A 17100-nucleotide genomic window follows, 5' to 3' on the forward strand; every position below is an offset into this window, starting at 1 on the left:
ATAAAGAAAAGAGCTGCCTTCAAGCAACTCTTTTCTTTATTATTATTGTTCTAGTTCAATAAGTAAATCGCCTGTTTGAATCGCATCGCCATCTTTTACATATACTTTCTTCACTTTTCCATTGAATGGCGCCTGAACCGTCGTTTCCATCTTCATCGCTTCTGTAATTGCCATGGAATCGCCTTTTTTCACTTCATCACCTTCATTTACAACAACTTTAATAACCGTTCCCGGCATTGTTGCACTAATATGATTTGGATTCTCACGATTCCCTTTCACACGCTGTGCGACTGTTGATTTAACACTTTCATCTTTCACAACAATTTCACGCGGTTGCCCGTTAAATTCAAAGTAAAGTACACGTGTCCCATCTGGTTGTGGTTCACCAATTGATACTAATTTAACCATTAATGTTTTACCACGTTCAATTTCCACACCAATTTCTTCACCAAGCCTCATACCATAGAAGAATGTTGGCGTATCGAGTACAGACACGTTTCCATAAAGCCCAGCGACTTTTTCATAATCCATAAATACTTTTGGATATAATGCATATGCAACAACATCAAAAATCGTTACTTCACGTCCAAGTTTATGGAACAACTCTTCTTTTAAAGCATCGAAGTCCACTGGTTCTAACAATTCCCCTGGTCTTACTGTTAATGGCTCTTTCCCTTTTAAAATGATTTTTTGTAATTCTTTCGGGAAGCCACCATATGGTTGTCCAAGATCTCCAGAGAACATTTCCACAACAGAACCTGGGAAATCTAAAGAATGTCCACGCTCAAAAATGTCTTGTTCTGTAAGGTGATTTTGTACCATAAATAGCGCCATGTCGCCAACAACTTTTGATGATGGTGTTACTTTTACAATATCACCAAACATATCATTTACACGGCGATACATCACTTTCACTTCATCAAATCGGTCTCCTAAACCAACTGCTTTCGCTTGTTGTTGGAGGTTACTATATTGACCACCTGGCATTTCATGCATATATACCTCTGTATGAGGTGCATTCATACCACTTTCAAATGGTGCATAATATTTACGAACATCCTCCCAGTAATATGAAAGTTTTTCTAATGAATCCACATTAACATCTGGTTGTCTTTCATTTCCACCTAGCGCATAATATAACGTATTTGCACTTGGTTGTGATGTTAGACCTGCCATTGAGCTTACAGCTACATCGACAATATCAACACCTGCTTCAATTGCTTTCGTATACGTTAAAACACCATTTCCACTTGTATCATGCGTATGAAGGTGAATCGGAATCGATACCGTTTCTTTTAAAGCAGAAACTAAATCATAGGCTGCATTTGGTTTTAATAATCCAGCCATATCTTTAATACCTAGAATATGTGCTCCTGACGCTTCCAATTCTTTCGCTAAGTTTTTATAATAATTTAAGTCATATTTACTGCGCATTGGGTCATGGATATCCCCTGTATAACACATAGTTGCCTCTGCAATTTTACCACTCTCTCTTACAGCATCAATTGCAACTCTCATACCTTCCACCCAGTTTAAGCTATCAAAAATACGGAATACATCGATACCAGCTTGTGCTGAACATTCTACAAATTTTTGAATTAAATTATCTGGATAGTTTTTATAACCAACCGCATTTGATGAACGAAGAAGCATTTGGAATAAAACATTTGGCATTCTTTCACGAAGTTCTAATAGTCGTTCCCATGGATCTTCTTTTAAGAAACGATACGCAACATCAAACGTTGCACCGCCCCACATTTCCGCTGAGAATAAATTCGGTAACATTCTAGCTGTCGGTTCAGCAATTTGGTTTAAATCTTTTGTACGAAGACGTGTTGCAAGTAATGATTGGTGCGCATCTCGGAATGTTGTATCTGTTAAAAGTACACGTTTTTGATCTTGCACCCATTTTACTAATCCATCCGCTCCGCGTTCGTCTAAAATTTGTTTTGTTCCATCTTGAATCGATTCATAATGTTTTACATTTGGTATACGTGCATCTGGGAAAATTGGCTTCTCTGTCTTCCCTACTCCTGGGAAACCATTTACTGTTACCGTACCAACATAACTTAACATCTTTGTTCCACGGTCTTTACGTTTTGGAAACACGAACAGTTCAGGTGATGCATCAATAAATGACGTATCATATTCTCCTGACAAGAAGTTTTTATGTTTTACTACATTCTCTAAGAATGGAATGTTTGTTTTAATACCACGAATACGAAACTCTTTTAAGTTGCGCTCCATTTTCGCAGCCGCTTGTTCAAATGTAAGCGCCCAAGTTGTTACTTTTACAAGTAATGAATCATAGTACGGTGTAATAACAGCCCCTTGGAAACTGTTACCTGTGTCAAGACGAACGCCAAAACCACCACCAGAACGATACGCCATAATTTTCCCTGTATCAGGCATAAAATTATTAAGCGGATCTTCTGTTGTTACACGAGATTGAATCGCATAACCATGCACAATAACGTCTTCTTGTTTTGGTATGCTTACGATTTGGCTATGTAAAGCGTGTCCATCTGCAATTAAAATTTGTGACTGAACAATATCAATGCCTGTAATCATCTCTGTAATTGTATGTTCTACTTGAACACGTGGATTTACTTCAATGAAATAAAAGTCATCGCCTTTTACAAGGAACTCAACCGTACCAGCATTTAAATAATTTACATTTTTCGTTAACTGTACCGCTGCTTCACAAATACGATGACGAAGATCATCTGAAAGTGACACGCTTGGCGCAATTTCAACTACTTTTTGATGACGACGTTGTACAGAGCAATCACGCTCATATAAATGCACAACATTTCCTTCTTCATCTGCTAATATTTGAACTTCTATATGTTTAGGTTTTTCAACGAATTTTTCAACATACACTTCATCATTACCAAAAGCTGCTTTCGCTTCTGATTTTGCACGATCATAAGATTCTTTTAATTCATCACCGCTACGTACAATACGCATACCGCGGCCACCACCACCAAGGGAGGCTTTAATAATTATCGGGTAATCATACTTCTTAGCAAACTCTTCAACTTCTTCTAGTGAATTAATAGGTCCATCGCTGCCAGGAATAACTGGAATATTTGCTAATTGCGCTTGTGCTCTTGCTTTCACTTTATCTCCAAACATATCTAAATGTTTGCTCTTTGGTCCGATAAAGATAATCCCTTCTTCTTCACAACGTCTAGCAAATTGGATATTTTCTGACAAGAAACCATATCCAGGGTGAATTGCATCCACGTGATTGCTTTTCGCAATCTCAATAATACCTTCAATATCAAGGTAAGCATCGATTGGTTTTTTGCCTTCTCCCACTAAATAAGATTCATCTGCTTTATAGCGATGGTAAGAACCGCTATCCTCTTTTGAATAAATTGCAACTGTATTTAATCCAAGTTCTGAACAAGCTCGGAATACACGAATTGCAATTTCTCCACGGTTAGCTACYAAWACTTTTTGAATACGTTGCAGCTTTGTCATGATTTTCCCCCTCTACTTTCCTACCACTTTAGAGATTAAATAGGTACACGCTCTAAAAGCGTGAAGTTCTTCACTTTCTTTTCTAAACTATACTCGGAAAGCTTCACCTTATTTTTATACATCATACCTTATTTTTTAACAAATGATAAGTTTTCTAATCAATTTGTTTCACAAAAATAGTATAGCACAACTCTTCTTTTTCTGACAGTTTTATTGTATAACACATTAAAACATTTATGACACACTATTGTTATTTAAACCAAACAAAGTATAACTCATTAAAAAACAACATAATAAAAAGGTTTTGTGTCATCAAACACAAAACCTTTTTATTTCACAACAACAAGATGTGGCTCACCTTGTTGTTTTTTCTCATATATTTCTTTTTGTTGCTTCTCTTGTCGTTTCACATAACTCCCTAAGTTCAACAATATACCCATTGCAAATAGATTCGCCATTAAAGAACTACCACCATAACTGACAAATGGCAAAGGCACACCAGTAAGAGGCATTAGCCCAGACATACCACCAATGTTAACAAACGTTTGCACCCCAAACAGGCTAGCAATGCCTATAGCAATTAAACTTCCAAATGGATCTTTACACTTTTGAGCAATTCGGAATGCACGAATGATAATGAGTAACAAACTAATTAAAATAATCGCTACACCAATAAAACCAAGTTCTTCAGATATAATTGCCATAATAAAGTCCGTGTGTGGCTCAGGTAAATACCCAAATTTTTGTATACTATTACTAAGTCCTCTACCATTCAGTCCACCTGAAGCAATTCCAACAAAGGAATTCACCAGCTGAAATCCATCACCCTGTGGATCATCAAATGGATTTAAAAACACCGCAAAACGTGCTTTTTGATAAGGTTTCAATGCATAATTACCAACTAAGTATAAAAGCGGAATCCATACAATTGTGCTTAATGCAAGACGCTTTATCCACTTGTTAATCGGAACCCCTGAACAAAGAAACATAATTCCGACAATACCTATGATTAACAAAACTGTTCCTAAATCATTTTGTTTACGAATTAAAACCAATATTAATCCTATAAACATAATCGTACCTGCTGATCCCTTCCAAACTGAAGTATCAGTTTCTTGCCTTCTCGCAAAGAAACGCGCGAGTACAATAATGATAGCAATTTTAACAAATTCAGCGGGCTGTATACCGAATACCCATGCTTGCGCACCATTTACTTTCTTTCCAATCAATAATGCTAACGCTAGCAATCCAATACTACCTGTCATCATTAATAACAAAACAATTCGTTTTCTCCAAACGTGGTACGGAATAGCAACGATAATTCCTAACCCTACGGTTCCAACAGCTAGAGCAAGTAATTGTCTTTTAAAAAAGTAATTTGCTGGCCAGTTATGCCTTGAAATCGCAACAATGGAACTAGAACTATATACCATTATAACTCCCAACACACATAAAATAATAAGAGGAAGTAATAATGAATAATCCATCGATTTCCATACTCTTTTCATTTCATTTCCTCTTTCTGTTTCAATTTAATTATTGTTGTATTCCATATGTATCAGAATTCTTCCTGCTTTATTATACAAATAAAAAGCTCAAACCTAGTCAGTTTGAGCCCCCTTATTTGAACCCTTTATTGTTGTTTGTTTGTAAATGCTTCATGAAGTGCTGATAATTCCCGTTCGAGCTCTCCTAACATTTCTTTCCCTTGCTCTTCTGTAATAAGACCAAGACGAACCGCAAAGTCAACTTCACGGGATAGTCCAAACATTTGCGTGTCCAACACTTCTTCATATAATGGACATTGCGGCATCGTAAGGTGGTCCATTTGCACCTTAATAAGTCTTAAAATCTTTTCCGCATCCGCTTTTAGAAGGGCAAGTGCCTTTTCCTGATGATTTGCTACTGTCTCAGACGCCAAATTGATTCCCTCCGTTTCCGTCCTACTCTTCTATCCTATCTATTAATATTAGCGATAGTTTTAATAAATTGCAATAGAAACATTTTTTGTGACAATCGTGTCTAATGCTATTATACTGAAAAGTGGGAGCATAATACAAATGGGGGAACAACAATGAGTGAAATTTTATTTATAAATGGAAAAGTACGCTTTCCGATCACACTTGACCCAAGCGTTTGGATTTTTGATGATCGAAAAGTAGATTTAACAACTTACTTCACCGAAACGAAAGAAGAAAAATCAGAATTAGAAGACTATCTCAAGCACACTTCCGAACATTGGGATCGTGAAATCCGTGATGGTGCCRCTTTTCCACCTATTCAAAAAAGCGTAAAAAAATTTAAAAAGGAACAGCTTATTTCAGGAACGTTTGGCATACCACTTCATCCATTTTTCAAAAATGCTGAAATTACAGCTGAAGCAACACATGTTGAAATCCATGCATTGCATGATTCAATCACACTTTCATTAGAAGAAGCAAACAATGTTATTCTTGGATTTTCAAAAGATGGAAAACCATTACGAGAAGATGGACCTGTCCACCTTTACTTTGGTGACGGCTCTAATATAAACAATCCAATTCGAAATATCCGTAAGTTTACAATTATTTAAAAAAGGAGTAGGCAAAAGCCACTCCTTTTTTTCCACTCTTTGCGGTCAGAAGTATTCCCACCTCAAAATTTAACAACAGCAAAACAGTTAGACTTCGGCTGATGAAATCCCTCACTGATTAAAGTTTCACTTTATAATAAGTCCGCTGCTAGTTGTGCTAAATTAGAACGCTCTCCTTTTACAAACTTTACATGTCCGCTAATTTTTTGTTCTTTAAATTTCTCTACAACATACGTTAAACCATTATTATATTCATCTAAGTAAGGATGATCAATTTGTTGCGGATCTCCCATTAATACAATTTTACTTTTTTCTCCAACCCTTGTTAATATTGTTTTCACTTCATGTTTCGTTAAATTTTGCGCCTCATCAATAATAATAAATTGATCTGGAATACTTCGTCCTCGTATATAAGTAAGCGCCTCTACTTCAATTGAACCCATACCCGCTAAAATCGCATCTAATTCGCCTGGTTTTTTTGTATTAAATAAATACTCTAGATTATCGAAAATTGGCTGCATCCACGGTCTTAACTTTTCTTCTTTTTCTCCTGGTAAATATCCGATATCCTTACCAACTGGAACAATCGGCCGAGCAACAAGGAGTTTTTTGTACAATCCTAGATCCTCCGTTTGCATAAGACCAGCAGCTAACGCGAGTAAGGTTTTACCAGTTCCTGCTTTCCCTGTTAACGTTACGAGTGGAATATCTTCACGAAGCAACAATTCTAATCCCATAATTTGCTGCACATTCCGCGGGCGTATTCCCCAAACTTGCTCATTATGAAAAATAAGTTTCTTCACTTTTTTCCCTGAATAATCAACAATTCCAAGTGCAGAGCTAGAACCCCCTAATGCATCTTTCATCACGATAAATTGATTTGGATAAAATGGATGATTTGCAATTTCCGATAAAGGAAGTTCTCCTTTTTCATAAAAATAATTTAGCTGTTCTTTTGATATGTAACCTTCTAAAAAACCTGAATATATATTTTCCACTTCAATTACACGATCACTTAAATAATCTTCAGCTTGTAAACCAAGAGCATCTGCTTTTACTCTCACAAGTACATCTTTACTTACTAAAATGACAGACTTTCCATTCTCTTTCTCTTGCTCTTCTAAGAATAAATTTTTCGCAACAGCTAAAATACGATTATCGTTTGTTTTTTCAACAAAAATATCTTGCAGTTGAACAAATGAGCGATGGTTTAATTCAATACGAAATGTCCCTCCATTTTCAAGAGGTATACTCTCATGCAGTTTTCCTAATTCGCGAAATTTATCTATCAATTTAGATACATAACGAGCATTTCGTCCGACTTCATCCATGTAGCGTTTTTTCGAATCAACCTCTTCTAATACAACTGCTGGAATCACTACCTCATTTGTTTCAAAAGAAAAAATAGATAAAGGATCCTGCAAAAGTACATTCGTATCTAACACATAAATTTTATCCAACCTGTTACCCCCTGACTCCACTTTTAAATTTGTAGAACAAGGGTTTCATCCATGATCATCATATGGACGAACCATTGTTATAATTATATGTAATGTATTAACGAGGTAGAATCGAAATTCATATAAATTAAAACTTTTCTTAATCATTTTTCTCATTCATAACTAGGTATCGTATTCATTCGTCAAAATTTATATCCTAACATGTAGCAAAGATTCCTTATTCACTCAGGTTAAAATAGCAGAAAAGGATGAACAACCATAATGCTCATCCACTTTTCTACAATTCTTTCATCGCCGTTAAAACTTGATTATCAAGTTTTTCAGCAGCACGAAGATCATATGTTTTTTCATATGTTGGTTCCGAAGCAAGCTTTGCTCCATAAAACATAACATCACGTACTTCTTGAACAGATACTTCTACTGCAGTTAATTTGAGTGGACTGCCATCCAATCTCTCCTTTAAAATCTTTGCTTCACCGCTAATGGAAAATACAGATTCATTTGCCATTACAGTGAGTACAAGCCCTGCATGATGGCGCAAATTTTCCGCAATACGAGAGCGTTGATCAATCGCAAATCGAATACTTGTCTCATTTATTGCATATATCCATGAAATAGCACTTACATTCGGAACAGCCTTTTCAAAATCAATTGTTGCAATTGTTATAATGCGTCCTTCACGTAAAGATTGAACTAAAGAATCTGTCAATGTAGGTTCTACTACATTTGCCATATTTCCACCTCCAAAATTTTATTTATCTTAATGATAACTTATTTTTCGAATTGCGAAAATATTATTTTTTCCCCCTATAGTTCAAAAATATCAAATTTACATGATATACTTATATCGATAGAATTTGTATTGAGGTGACGAAATGAGAGTCAAATGCATGCTTTGTGATAAAAAAGAAGAGTTAGATGACGAAAATCCTATGGCCAAAAGGCTTCGTAACCGTCCTATTCATACATATATGTGCATGGAATGCACAGAACGTATTGCAGAACGTACAATGGAACGCCATGCAACTGGAAATTTCCACTTATATCGTGATAAAACAATAGAAGATGAGTGGTAAACTGTCAAATAAGTCCTTAATCATTCAGATGAGGGCTTATTTATATTTCTCCGGCTCTCGTTTCATTTGATCTAAGAAACAATCTATAAGCTCTATCGGAAATCTTGTAGAATGTTTTTCTCCTTCTTGTTCATATGTAACCAAATACATATCTTCTTTTTTTTCCACCGTTACATCTCTTAATTGATGATCTTCATGTAACATGTTATGAAACAGTAAATATGTTTCTTGCGCAGCTGCATCATGCGGGCGTGCTTCCGCGACAGTTTTAATTGTTAGCCAATTATATAACGCATCTTGTACAGAACGCATGAAACATCCCCCCCTTTAACCCACTCTTTGTTGCTTTGCTTGGCGTAAGCGTAATCTATAAATACCGAATACAATCGCTGTCACAACAAGTCCTTCTCCTACTGGTAAAAACACTCCCAAAAAAGTTAAAACTGTACATCCAATTGCTAAGGATACATAAATCACAATGTTTTTTAGTAACGGTAACTTCCTAGCAAATCCTAAATTATATACGAGTGCACTTAGTATAATCATTGTACCGTAAAGCTGCCACATCCCTACTTCTGGATTCACATCTACATTGTATAACTTTGCAAAAAATGACATTCTCTCTAGCATTATACTTCTCCCCTTCATCTAGCAAAGATGAATAAAAATCCCCCTATCTAAAATAAAGATAGAAAATAATCCATATCGGCCAAATTCATTCAACTAACTAACAGCACCTTACTTCTTAATTTTTAAATTCTATGTTGTCTACTATAAGATTACCTTGTAGAAAAAATACTGTCTAGATAAAAGATTAAATTTTCGAAAAATAAGCAAATTAAAAAAGCTGCCTTTTTAATGAAAAGGCAGCTTTATCTTTTACGCTTCTACAGATTTCTTTTTCTTAGCAGCTCTTTCGCGCTCGCTCTTATCAAGAATCTTTTTGCGAAGACGGATTGATTCTGGTGTTACTTCACAGTACTCATCGTCATTTAAGTATTCTAATGACTCTTCTAATGTCATGATACGAGGTTTTTTCATTGTTGACGTTTGGTCTTTTGTTGCAGAACGAATGTTAGTTTGTTGTTTCATTTTTACAACGTTAACTGTTAAATCATTCTCACGTGTATGCTCCCCAACAATCATACCTGTATATACTTCTGTACCTGGTTCAACGAAGATTACACCACGGTCTTCAACTTGCATAATACCGTATTGTGATGCTTTTCCTGTTTCAAGTGAAACTAGAACACCTTGACGACGTCCACCAACTTGTCCAGCATGTACTGGCTGATAGCTATCGAATGTATGGTTTAAAATACCGTAACCACGTGTTAAAGTTAAGAACTCTGTTGTATAACCAATTAGGCCACGTGCTGGAACCATAAACGTCAGACGAACTTGACCGTTTCCGTTATTCACCATATCTAACATTTCACCTTTACGTGCACCCATTGACTCCATAATAGAACCAGTATACTCTTCTGGCACGTCAATTTGTACGCGCTCTACAGGCTCACATCTTACACCATCAACATCTCTAATAATTACTTCTGGTTTAGATACTTGTAATTCATATCCTTCACGACGCATGTTCTCAATTAAGATTGATAAGTGCAACTCTCCACGTCCAGATACAATCCATGCATCAGGAGAATCTGTGTTATCTACACGTAAGCTTACATCTGTTTCTAGCTGTGCACGAAGACGCTCTTCAATTTTACGAGATGTAATATATTTACCTTCACGACCTGCAAATGGGCTGTTATTTACAAGGAATGTCATTTGTAATGTTGGCTCATCGATACGTAGTAATGGTAATGCCTCTTGATGCTCAACTGGACATACTGTTTCACCAACGTTGATGTCTTCCATACCTGAAACAGCTACTAAGTCTCCAGCTTTTGCTTCTTCAATTTCTTGGCGTTTTAATCCAATGTAACCAAATAATTTAGTTACACGGAATTGTTTTACACTTCCGTCAACCTTCATTAATGCTACTTGTTGTCCTACTTTCATTGTACCGCGGAATACACGGCCAACCCCAATACGGCCAACATAGTCATTGTAATCAAGAAGTGCTACTTGGAATTGAAGTGGCTCTTCGCTATTATCAATTGGTGCTGGAATATGTTCAATGATTGTGTCAAATAATGATTTCATATTCTCTTCTTGATTTGCTGGGTTTGAATCTAAGCTTGCTGTTCCATTCATTGCTGATGCGAATACAACAGGGAACTCTAATTGATCTTCGTTTGCACCAAGCTCAATGAATAAGTCAATTACTTCGTCAACCACTTCATCAGGACGAGCAAAGTCACGGTCAATTTTGTTTACAACCACGATCGGAGTTAAGTTTTGTTCTAATGCTTTCTTTAAAACAAATCGTGTTTGAGGCATACAACCTTCGTATGCATCAACAACAAGTAAAACACCATCAACCATTTTCATAATACGCTCTACTTCACCACCGAAGTCAGCGTGTCCAGGTGTATCTAAAATGTTAATTCGTTTATCTTCATAATGAATCGCTGTATTTTTCGCTAAAATGGTAATACCGCGTTCTCTTTCTAAATCATTTGAATCCATTGCACGCTCTTCTACGTGCTCATTTGCACGAAACGTCCCCGCTTGACGTAATAATTGGTCAACAAGTGTTGTTTTACCATGGTCAACGTGGGCGATAATTGCTATATTGCGTAAATCTTGTCGTTTTTTCAACATGTCCAACTCCTAGTGTCTTTTTAATCCTTCTCTATTATAAGAGCGAAGGTGATACAATGGCAATCAAAATAAAATCAAGAATGAAAATATAGTTGTATTCTTACTTTTGTGAAAGTAAAATGAAATTGGAGGGTGAAGATATGGAACACATTCAATATCGCTTTTTATTAACGGCTATTATCGGTGTTATTTTCTTAATTGGCATTGGAATTATGATTGCTGAAAATAGTCCCATCGGTATTATTATTTGCATCATTGGCACATTTGTTACAGTTGGATATGGATTTATAACAAAACGCAAAATGCGTAAATCACAGTAACAGTAAAAAGTAAGAAGCTACTTCTTGGCCTCTTACTTTTTTTGTTACTGTGATACAAATGGTAGTAACTCTTCATATACTCCCGGCTTCGCAACTAATACACTGCTTTTTTCCACGATAGAAAGAGTAGTGCCAGCAAATGTCGTCACCTTACCACCGACTTCTTCTACAATAATCATTCCACCGCCAAAATCCCAAGGAGATAATCGTGGCGTCACGTAAGCATCCAATCTTCCGGTTGCAACATAGACCATTTCTAGCGCTGCACATCCATATGATCGTGTCCCTCTTGCCAATTTCACAAGCTGCATCATTTTCTCCATATTAAGTAATGGATTATCAGTGAGCCAAGTTGCATTTAACGCAATTATTCCATGCTCCACTGTACTTTTCTCAAGAGTAGGAATGGATGTATCATTACAAAAAGCTCCTTCTCCTTTTACAGCATGATACAGTTCTTCATGAACCGGATCATAGACGAGACCGATTTTTCCGATACCGTTCTCATAAATGCCAATTGAAATCGCAAAGTTTCTTTTTTGATGAACAAAATTCATCGTACCATCAATTGGATCAATTAACCAAACAACTCCATCCGAAGAAGCAACCTCATCTCCATACCCTTCTTCTCCTAAAATATAATGATCTGGAAATGTTTGTTTAATTTTCCTAATCAAAAACTGTTCTGTTTCTCGATCCATATTTGTTACTAAATCTGCTGCATTTGATTTTGTCTCTACAATAAGTGTCTTTTGCAATGATGCCATTAAACGCTCGCCAGCTTCTCGAATCCACTGCTTTGCATTTGTATCGATTTCTTTCCATACCTCTTGCATGTTTAAACACTCCGATCTATACTGTTCACAGAAAAAACGAACCCTTTATAAGGTTCGCACCAACTTAATTTTTATACATATACTATTATTATGCTTCTAAACGAATCATTTCAAGTCTTAGTACTTCTAATTTTTGCACGCACTCTTCTTTTTTCTGATTATCATTTTCCATCATTGCATCGTATAGCGTTGCTAATTCATAATCTAACTCCAATCTTAGCACCGGAATTCTTTTTTCAGCATCTGTTCTCTTTAACGCATTAATCACCTGTCTCATTTTTATTGCCTCCTCCCAATATTCGTCTGCCCTTGGACTGAAATTAATTTAATTTTCTGATTTTTTGTTTTATACTATATTATGTTGGATAAATCATCTATGCAACAAAATTATATTTTTTTACGTAAATTTTTTATGCTGATTTTTTTTATGAATAGTACAAGCTATGCTAAAATTAAAAACAAACTAGGAGTTGGAGGAACAGTCATGACATTACAAACATTTAAAGAAAAGGACTTTGCAGTCTTTTCTGTTGATGGCCTTGAAGAGCGAATGGATGCTATTAAAACAAACATTCATCCTAAATTAGAAGCTCTAGGCGAACAATTTTCTCATTATTTATCAGAACAAACTGGTGAAACTTTCTTCTATCATGTAGCGAAACACGCACGTCGTAAAGTCAATCCACCAAACGATACTTGGGTTGCTTTTTCAACAAATAAACGCGGTTATAAAATGTTACCACATTTTCAAATCGGTTTATGGGGAACCCACGCTTTCATATACTTTGGTTTAATCTATGAGTGTCCACARAAAGTKGARRCGGCTCATGCCTTCTTAGRACATTTAAATGATTTAAAAACAAATATWCCAAATGACTTCGTTTGGTCCATTGACCATACTAAACCAGGTGTAAAACCGCATAACATGCTTGAAGCAAATGAATTACAAAAAATGATTGAACGCTTAGCCACTATAAAAAAAGCAGAGTTACTAGTAGGTATTCACATCTCACCAGAAGAATTTCCAACACTTACTGATGAACAATTTCTTACAAAGGTTGAAGCTACGATGCAATCACTCCTTCCTTTATATAAAATTTGTAATCGATAGTAGAAAACGGACAATGTACATTGTCCGTTTTTAGTTGTTATCCCATTATAGCACTTTGAATTTTAATTTTCAAAATATTTTTACACTTTTACAATCTTTTGTTCTTCTACTTCTTTCGCTTTTTGAATTGCCCGATATATAGAGTAACCACTTATCTCTTGAAACTCTTTATCAATTTTCTTCTCTTCTGCTTTCGACGGTACAATTTCTTTAAAACGACGATATAATCTCATCAATTCTTCTCTAACGATACCTTTTTCATACGCCTTTTCAATTGCCTCATAGAATGTCACGATTGCAATCATCTCATCATTTGACCAATCATAATCAAGTGGATATTGATATTCCATATGTACACCTCATCCATTTTTATTTTCTACCATTATGCTACCTTAAAAATAAAACTTCCAACCTTCTTTGCTATAACCACTTTGCATTATACACTATTTCTCTTTTATTATGGAATTGTCTCCTGCCAGATTAAAAATAACAGGGTAATTAAAAAACAGCTCTTCATTCGCCTGAAAAATGTAACCTTACGTATTATTTCCCTTCACCTAACTTCTTTACTTCCGCTAAATCTCGCCGTAAAGATATGACTGACTACCAGCAGGATAAAGTGCAACTTCTATTATTGAAATTCCACATATCTTCTCGCTTTCTTTAAAGCCTAGGACGAGCGTTTATTACTCACACATAATGGGATAAACTTACTACTAATTATGCATATAATAAAAATAATAATTTTCCCTATACATATATAATCATTGGTGATATAATGCTTTTGTTTTATTGAAAATAAAGTGAAGCTTCCATGACAAAATTTTTGAATGGTAAGTAGAACAATTCAAGTTCTTATAGACGGTTATATAACTATACAGGGGAAATAACTTTCTTATTGAACAAGATAAACATAAAACAATTCATAATAAATATTACGAAGAAGAAGGGGTGTATAGATTGTCCCAATACAAAACACCATTGTTTACCGCTTTAGTAGAGCACAGTAAGCGAAATCCAATTCAATTCCATATCCCAGGTCATAAAAAAGGACAAGGAATGGATCCTATGTTTCGCGAATTTATTGGGCATAATGCATTAGCAATTGATTTAATTAATATCGCGCCGCTCGATGATTTACATCATCCAAAAGGTATGATTAAAGAGGCTCAAGACTTAGCAGCGACTGCGTTCGGTGCAGATCATACTTTCTTTTCCGTCCAGGGAACAAGCGGTGCAATTATGACAATGGTGATGAGCGTTTGTGGCCCAGGTGATAAAATTCTTGTACCACGAAACGTTCATAAATCTGTAATGTCAGCCATTATTTTCTCAGGTGCAAAACCAATTTTCATTCATYCTGAAATTGATCCGAAGCTCGGTATTTCACACGGGATTACGATTCAATCTGTAAAAAAAGCACTTGAGGAGCATTCAGATGCAAAAGGATTACTTGTTATTAACCCAACGTATTTCGGATTTGCTGCAGACTTACAACAAATTGTAAAATTAGCTCATTCCTACGATATACCTGTACTAGTAGATGAAGCTCACGGTGTTCATATTCATTTTCATGAGGAACTACCGATGTCAGCCATGCAAGCTGGTGCAGATATGGCAGCAACAAGTGTCCATAAATTAGGAGGATCCTTAACACAAAGTTCTATTTTAAATGTAAAAGAAGGTCTTGTGAATGTAAAACATGTCCAATCTATTATTAGCATGCTTACAACAACATCAACTTCTTATATTCTATTGGCTTCTTTAGATGTTGCCAGAAAACGCCTTGCGACTGAAGGACAAGAATTAATCACAAAAACAATTCAGTTAGCTGAACATGTCCGCAATACTGTAAATAAGATTGAAAACCTATACTGCCCTGGTAAAGAAATGTTAGGTACGGATGCAACATTTAGTTATGATCCAACAAAACTGATTGTATCTGTCAAAAATTTAGGGATTACAGGTCATGAGGCAGAATTATGGTTAAGAGAACATTACAACATTGAGGTCGAGCTTTCGGACTTATATAACATTCTATGCCTCGTTACATTAGGGGATACAGAGGATGAAACCAACATTCTCATCCAGGCCTTACAAAAACTAGCAACTACATTTAAAGATAGAGCGGACAAAGGTGTTCAAGTACAAGTTGAAATTCCAGAAATCCCTGTACTTGCCCTCTCTCCTCGAGATGCTTTTTATTCAGAGACAGAGGTCATCCCATTTGAAAATGCTGCTGGCCGCATTATAGCTGATTTTGTAATGGTTTATCCACCAGGGATTCCAATCTTTACTCCAGGTGAAATTATTACACAAGAAAACTTAGATTACATTCATAAAAATTTAGAAGCGGGTCTGCCAGTACAAGGTCCCGAAGACATGACATTACAAACATTACGCGTTATTAAAGAATATAAGCCTATCATTTGATAGGCTTTTTTTTCACCATTTTTTCTTTTACTCATACCATACTAAAGAATGTAACGTATAGGTGGGGATACAGTTATGATTGTGATTGGTCGTTCTATTGTACATCCTTATATCACGAGTGAAAACGAACCGTTCGCTACTGAGAAACAACAAATATTAGCCATTATGGCTGGAAATCAAGAAGTATATGCATTCCGAACGGCTGATGAACTCATTTTCGATCTAAATTTACGAATTTATATTATTACATCTGCCTTAGAACTCTTTCAAAGCGGACTTCAATTCCGTACATTCCAAGAGTCCTATTGTAACCCTGAATTTTGGCAAAGGACACCACTGGGAGGGTTTCAACTACTCCCAAATGTACCACCCTCCGTCGCAATACGAGATATTTTTAAAAACGGGAAAAAATACGGAACAGAATGTGCAACAGCAATGATTATTATTTTTTACAAAGCACTTTTAGCTCTATATGATGACCAAATCTTTAATCACTTATTCGCAAACCTTCTACTATATACATGGGATTATGATCAAGATTTAAAACTGGTGACAAAAACCGGTGGGGATATCGTTCCTGGCGATCTTGTTTACTTTAAAAACCCACAAGTAAATCCAGCTTCGGTTGAGTGGCAAGGAGAGAATGCCATTTATTTAGGCAATTTCTTTTTTTATGGTCATGGTGTAGGAGTAAAGACAAAAGAACAAATTATTTACCTATTGAATGAACGAAGAATTCCATATGCTTTTATCTCAGCATATTTAACAGATTTTATTACGCGAATAGATAGCCGTCTTATGAGTCAACATACTTCTGTTAATAATCTACAAACAACACTCAAATTTATTCCCATCAGGGACGATGCAATTGTTGCAACGGTTGGTCATACAACTACAATCTATTAAAAAAGGCGCCTGCAGATGCAGGCGCCTTTTTTAATTATTGGGCTTTTGTATGCTCCTTGTGATCACATCCGCAAGATCCACATTTCCCATAAAGTACTGTTGTTTTTTCATCTTCAAAGTGTGCGATTGTTCCTTCACAAGCTTGACATACAATTGTTCCCATTTTTTATTTC

The 17100-nt window shown here is 35.8% G+C and carries 18 protein-coding genes; 6 read left to right on the plus strand and 12 right to left on the minus strand.

Annotation, left to right across the window (positions count from 1 at the left end; genetic code table 11):
- Positions 1-42: 42 nt before the first annotated feature.
- The 3 genes from pyc to AC1DIT_RS00380 form a co-directional block, all read right to left on the minus strand.
- Positions 43-3489, minus strand: a complete 3447-nt coding sequence (gene pyc / locus AC1DIT_RS00370; RefSeq protein WP_016116061.1) for a pyruvate carboxylase — start codon at positions 3487-3489, stop codon at positions 43-45.
- A gap of 329 nt (positions 3490-3818) precedes the next feature.
- A complete protein-coding gene (locus tag AC1DIT_RS00375; protein WP_016116062.1) occupies positions 3819-4997 on the minus strand; it encodes an FtsW/RodA/SpoVE family cell cycle protein in 1179 nt (392 codons plus the stop codon).
- 125 nt (positions 4998-5122) lie between these two features.
- Positions 5123-5410: an Fpa/YlaN family protein gene (locus AC1DIT_RS00380; protein ID WP_003199704.1), complete on the minus strand. Its 288-nt coding sequence runs from the start codon at positions 5408-5410 to the stop codon at positions 5123-5125.
- A 153-nt stretch (positions 5411-5563) separates the two neighbouring features.
- Between AC1DIT_RS00380 and AC1DIT_RS00385 the strand changes: the two genes are divergently transcribed.
- Positions 5564-6061 (plus strand): peptidyl-prolyl cis-trans isomerase, encoded by a 498-nt coding sequence (locus AC1DIT_RS00385; RefSeq protein WP_476997995.1) that lies wholly within the window; start codon positions 5564-5566, stop codon positions 6059-6061.
- Positions 6062-6192: 131 nt separating this feature from the next.
- Here the strand turns inward: AC1DIT_RS00385 and AC1DIT_RS00390 are convergent, their stop codons facing one another.
- Positions 6193-7521: a PhoH family protein gene (locus tag AC1DIT_RS00390; protein WP_016116064.1), complete on the minus strand. Its 1329-nt coding sequence runs from the start codon at positions 7519-7521 to the stop codon at positions 6193-6195.
- Positions 7522-7798: 277 nt separating this feature from the next.
- Positions 7799-8254, minus strand: coding sequence for a pyridoxamine 5'-phosphate oxidase family protein (locus AC1DIT_RS00395; protein WP_016116065.1), 456 nt, complete (start codon positions 8252-8254; stop codon positions 7799-7801).
- A gap of 142 nt (positions 8255-8396) precedes the next feature.
- Between AC1DIT_RS00395 and AC1DIT_RS00400 the strand changes: the two genes are divergently transcribed.
- A complete protein-coding gene (locus AC1DIT_RS00400) occupies positions 8397-8597 on the plus strand; it encodes a YlaI family protein (protein WP_016116066.1) in 201 nt (66 codons plus the stop codon).
- Positions 8598-8633: 36 nt separating this feature from the next.
- Here the strand turns inward: AC1DIT_RS00400 and AC1DIT_RS00405 are convergent, their stop codons facing one another.
- From AC1DIT_RS00405 to typA, 3 genes are all read right to left on the minus strand, one after another.
- Positions 8634-8909 carry a hypothetical protein gene (locus AC1DIT_RS00405; protein ID WP_003199693.1) on the minus strand — a complete coding sequence of 92 codons (276 nt, stop codon included), beginning with the start codon at positions 8907-8909 and terminating at the stop codon, positions 8634-8636.
- Between the two features lie 15 nt (positions 8910-8924).
- A complete protein-coding gene (locus AC1DIT_RS00410; RefSeq protein ID WP_016116067.1) occupies positions 8925-9227 on the minus strand; it encodes a YlaH-like family protein in 303 nt (100 codons plus the stop codon).
- A 249-nt stretch (positions 9228-9476) separates the two neighbouring features.
- Positions 9477-11321, minus strand: coding sequence for a translational GTPase TypA (gene typA, locus AC1DIT_RS00415; RefSeq protein WP_003199689.1), 1845 nt, complete (start codon positions 11319-11321; stop codon positions 9477-9479).
- Between the two features lie 140 nt (positions 11322-11461).
- On the opposite strand from typA, the gene AC1DIT_RS00420 reads away from it, so the two are divergent.
- A complete protein-coding gene (locus AC1DIT_RS00420; protein ID WP_000400124.1) occupies positions 11462-11641 on the plus strand; it encodes a DUF5325 family protein in 180 nt (59 codons plus the stop codon).
- 44 nt (positions 11642-11685) lie between these two features.
- Here the strand turns inward: AC1DIT_RS00420 and AC1DIT_RS00425 are convergent, their stop codons facing one another.
- Both AC1DIT_RS00425 and AC1DIT_RS00430 read right to left on the minus strand, forming a co-directional pair.
- Entirely contained in the window at positions 11686-12477 is a 792-nt protein-coding gene (locus tag AC1DIT_RS00425; protein ID WP_016116068.1) for an inositol monophosphatase family protein, read from the minus strand.
- A gap of 88 nt (positions 12478-12565) precedes the next feature.
- Positions 12566-12754 (minus strand): hypothetical protein, encoded by a 189-nt coding sequence (locus AC1DIT_RS00430; RefSeq protein ID WP_001250169.1) that lies wholly within the window; start codon positions 12752-12754, stop codon positions 12566-12568.
- Between the two features lie 207 nt (positions 12755-12961).
- Here AC1DIT_RS00430 and AC1DIT_RS00435 point away from each other — a divergent pair, with 207 nt between their 5' ends.
- Positions 12962-13588 carry a YktB family protein gene (locus AC1DIT_RS00435; protein ID WP_476997996.1) on the plus strand — a complete coding sequence of 209 codons (627 nt, stop codon included), beginning with the start codon at positions 12962-12964 and terminating at the stop codon, positions 13586-13588.
- 80 nt (positions 13589-13668) lie between these two features.
- On the opposite strand, the gene AC1DIT_RS00440 is transcribed toward AC1DIT_RS00435, so the two are convergent.
- Positions 13669-13938: a UPF0223 family protein gene (locus AC1DIT_RS00440; protein ID WP_016116070.1), complete on the minus strand. Its 270-nt coding sequence runs from the start codon at positions 13936-13938 to the stop codon at positions 13669-13671.
- Between the two features lie 610 nt (positions 13939-14548).
- Between AC1DIT_RS00440 and AC1DIT_RS00445 the strand changes: the two genes are divergently transcribed.
- Complete coding sequence (locus AC1DIT_RS00445) at positions 14549-16021, plus strand: aminotransferase class I/II-fold pyridoxal phosphate-dependent enzyme (RefSeq protein WP_476997997.1); 1473 nt, start codon at positions 14549-14551, stop codon at positions 16019-16021.
- Between the two features lie 75 nt (positions 16022-16096).
- Positions 16097-16927: a protein-glutamine gamma-glutamyltransferase gene (locus tag AC1DIT_RS00450; protein WP_016116072.1), complete on the plus strand. Its 831-nt coding sequence runs from the start codon at positions 16097-16099 to the stop codon at positions 16925-16927.
- Positions 16928-16961: 34 nt separating this feature from the next.
- Here AC1DIT_RS00450 and AC1DIT_RS00455 read toward each other — a convergent pair whose 3' ends face one another.
- Positions 16962-17090 carry a GapA-binding peptide SR1P gene (locus AC1DIT_RS00455; RefSeq protein WP_006095810.1) on the minus strand — a complete coding sequence of 43 codons (129 nt, stop codon included), beginning with the start codon at positions 17088-17090 and terminating at the stop codon, positions 16962-16964.
- Positions 17091-17100: the final 10 nt, after the last annotated feature.

The organism is Bacillus sp. 05T22, assembly GCF_056396765.1.

Coding starts and splice junctions, on each gene's coding strand:
- AC1DIT_RS00375 (WP_016116062.1), bottom strand. CDS start 4,997: ATGAAAAGAGTATGGAAATCGATGGATTATTCATTATTACTTCCTCTT.
- AC1DIT_RS00395 (WP_016116065.1), bottom strand. CDS start 8,254: ATGGCAAATGTAGTAGAACCTACATTGACAGATTCTTTAGTTCAATCT.
- AC1DIT_RS00400 (WP_016116066.1), top strand. CDS start 8,397: ATGAGAGTCAAATGCATGCTTTGTGATAAAAAAGAAGAGTTAGATGAC.
- AC1DIT_RS00405 (WP_003199693.1), bottom strand. CDS start 8,909: ATGCGTTCTGTACAAGATGCGTTATATAATTGGCTAACAATTAAAACT.
- AC1DIT_RS00410 (WP_016116067.1), bottom strand. CDS start 9,227: ATGCTAGAGAGAATGTCATTTTTTGCAAAGTTATACAATGTAGATGTG.
- typA (WP_003199689.1), bottom strand. CDS start 11,321: ATGTTGAAAAAACGACAAGATTTACGCAATATAGCAATTATCGCCCAC.
- AC1DIT_RS00420 (WP_000400124.1), top strand. CDS start 11,462: ATGGAACACATTCAATATCGCTTTTTATTAACGGCTATTATCGGTGTT.
- AC1DIT_RS00425 (WP_016116068.1), bottom strand. CDS start 12,477: ATGCAAGAGGTATGGAAAGAAATCGATACAAATGCAAAGCAGTGGATT.
- AC1DIT_RS00430 (WP_001250169.1), bottom strand. CDS start 12,754: ATGAGACAGGTGATTAATGCGTTAAAGAGAACAGATGCTGAAAAAAGA.
- AC1DIT_RS00440 (WP_016116070.1), bottom strand. CDS start 13,938: ATGGAATATCAATATCCACTTGATTATGATTGGTCAAATGATGAGATG.
- AC1DIT_RS00450 (WP_016116072.1), top strand. CDS start 16,097: ATGATTGTGATTGGTCGTTCTATTGTACATCCTTATATCACGAGTGAA.
- AC1DIT_RS00455 (WP_006095810.1), bottom strand. CDS start 17,090: ATGGGAACAATTGTATGTCAAGCTTGTGAAGGAACAATCGCACACTTT.